Consider the following 2,522-nt stretch of genomic DNA (forward strand, 5'->3'; position numbering starts at 1 on the left):
CTTTATTAGTTGGACTATTTACTACTTTTTCTGATACTAGATTTTTATCAACTAATTTACCATCTTCATAAATTAGTTCATATATCATTTCTTTTTCTCCATCTTTTCCTTCCTGATCTATTTTAGTTTCTCCTTTTGATAAATTATCATCTTCATTTATAATTATTTCAAACGGTATTTTTTCATACTCTTTTTTCTCTTTTATATCAACATTTACTATATTTATTTCCATATAGTCTTTTAGCTCATCATTTAAATTAGGTGTTATCTTATCATTATTATCGTATTTTATACCTTTTTCATCTAATAAGTCCTTTATATTTTTTTTAAATGATGATGTGATTATAACTTTATCATTTACAATTATTTTGATTTGTTCTTTTTTTAGTGTCCAATATGAAAACAATGATATTATCAGTATTAAAACAGAAAATAAAAATACAACTATTTTATGTTTCTCCTTAATCCTCATATTCTCCTCCTTAAAATTCATATTATTTTCAAATTTATCCGTGCTATAGCTTGTTTTTAAATATATATTAATAAATTTAAAAAATATGTAACAAATTTGTAACGCATATAAAAAAATAAAGAGAATAGAATTACCTATTCTCTTTAAAACTATTTTTAAAATATATTCGTCATAACTACATTTCTAAGAATGTATTTAAGTTTATAACATTTTAGTATACCACTTTATAGTATCTAGTATCCCTTTTTCAAAACTATATACAGGCTTCCAATTAAGAGTTGTTTTTATTTTTGTTGAATCTATAGCATATCTTAAATCATGACCTGGTCTATCATTCACATATTTTATAAGTTTTTCTGATTTTCCAAGTTCCTTTAAAATTATTTTTACAACATCTATATTTGATTTTTCATTATTCCCACCTATATTATATATTTCTCCTATTTTCCCTTCGTGTATTATTAAATCAATAGCCGTACAATGATCATATACATGTAACCAATCCCTTACATTGAGTCCATTACCATATACAGGAAGATTATCATTATTTATAGCTTTAGATATCATTAATGGAATTAACTTTTCTAAGTGCTGGTAAGGTCCATAGTTATTAGAGCATCTGGATATGGTTATAGGTAAGCTATATGTTCTATAGTAAGATTTTACTAGCATATCAGCTGATGCTTTTGAAGCCGAATATGGTGAACTTGGATTTAGTGGTGTCTTCTCAGTAAATAGGATACTATTATCATCTAGTGGTAATTCTCCATAAACTTCATCTGTAGATACTTGATGAAATCTTTTTATATTGTATTTTCTACAAGCATCTAATAATACTTGAGTACCCAATATATTGGTTATAGTAAAAATTTGTGGGTTTAATATTGAATTATCTACATGAGATTCAGCTGCAAAATTTATTACTATATCAAATTTTTCGTTTTCAAATAATTTAAATATAAATTCTTGGTCTGCTATATCTCCATGTATGAATCTGTAGTTTTTATTATCTTCAATATCTTTTAAGTTATCTAAATTAGCAGCATATGTTAGCTTATCTAAATTGATAACTTGATAATCATTGTACTTTGATAATATATAATGTATGAAGTTAGAACCTATAAAACCAGCTCCACCAGTTATCAACATCTTTTTCATATTAATAAATCCCCTCTTCGTATTAAATAGTCTTTTAATGCATCTTCCCAATGAGGCAAAGGTTTAAATCCATACTCAATTAATTTATCTTTACTTAATTTACTATTCATTGGTCTTTTAGCTCTAGATGCATATTCATTACTGTTTATTGCCTTTATATCAATATTTATATTAGCTAATTTAAATATAGTATTTGCAAACTCATACCAACTACAATATCCTTCATTTGTCGCATGATATAATCCATATTTACTAGTTTCAAGCATATCTACTAGAAGCCTTGATAAATCTTTTGTATATGTTGGAGATCCTATTTGATCATTTACTATACTCAATTGATTATTGGCTTTAGAAAGGCGTAACATAGTTTCTATAAAGTTCTTTCCATTAATATTAAATACCCAAGATGTTCTAACTATATAGTATTTATCTAGTATCTCCTGCACATATTTTTCACCAGCTAGCTTACTTTCTCCATATATATTGATAGGGTTTGTTTCATCATTTTCTGTATATTTACCATCCTTTGTTCCATCAAATACATAATCTGTACTTATATAAATCATTGGAATATCCAATATTTTAGCGCATTTAGCTATATGTTTCGTTGCAGTTGCATTTATTTTTATACATAAATCTTTTTCATCTTCAGCTTTGTCTACTTGTGTGTATGCAGCACAATGTACTATAGCTTCACAGTTGCTATTTAATATATAATTTCTAATATTATCTTCACTACATAAATTCAATTCAGAGCGATTTGGTGATAGTGTAGAATAACCTCTTTTTAATAATTCTTTTACAACATCACTTCCTAATTGACCAGTAGATCCTGTAACTAATATATTATTCATTATAATAAATCTCCTTTATATTTAAATGGACTATTGAA

The 2,522-nt window shown here is 25.7% G+C and carries 3 protein-coding genes; all 3 read right to left on the reverse strand.

Features of this window, described 5'->3' with window-relative positions; translation table 11 throughout:
* On the reverse strand, positions 1–472 hold a 472-nt coding region (locus Q5F54_RS12965; protein WP_302334575.1), incomplete at its 3' end, for a G5 domain-containing protein.
* Between the two features lie 201 nt (positions 473–673).
* The gene (gene rfbB / locus Q5F54_RS12970; protein WP_281538516.1) at positions 674–1,630 is read right to left on the reverse strand and encodes a dTDP-glucose 4,6-dehydratase; all 957 of its coding nucleotides are present in this window, start codon (positions 1,628–1,630) and stop codon (positions 674–676) included.
* Positions 1,627–2,484, reverse strand: a complete 858-nt coding sequence (rfbD, locus tag Q5F54_RS12975) for a dTDP-4-dehydrorhamnose reductase (protein WP_281538517.1) — start codon at positions 2,482–2,484, stop codon at positions 1,627–1,629. Before rfbD ends, rfbB begins: the two co-directional genes overlap by 4 nt.
* Positions 2,485–2,522 lie beyond the last annotated feature (38 nt).

Source organism: uncultured Romboutsia sp. (assembly GCF_958366745.1).
Lineage (GTDB): Bacteria > Bacillota > Clostridia > Peptostreptococcales > Peptostreptococcaceae > Romboutsia > Romboutsia timonensis.

Coding starts and splice junctions, on each gene's coding strand:
- rfbB (WP_281538516.1), bottom strand. CDS start 1,630: ATGAAAAAGATGTTGATAACTGGTGGAGCTGGTTTTATAGGTTCTAAC.
- rfbD (WP_281538517.1), bottom strand. CDS start 2,484: ATGAATAATATATTAGTTACAGGATCTACTGGTCAATTAGGAAGTGAT.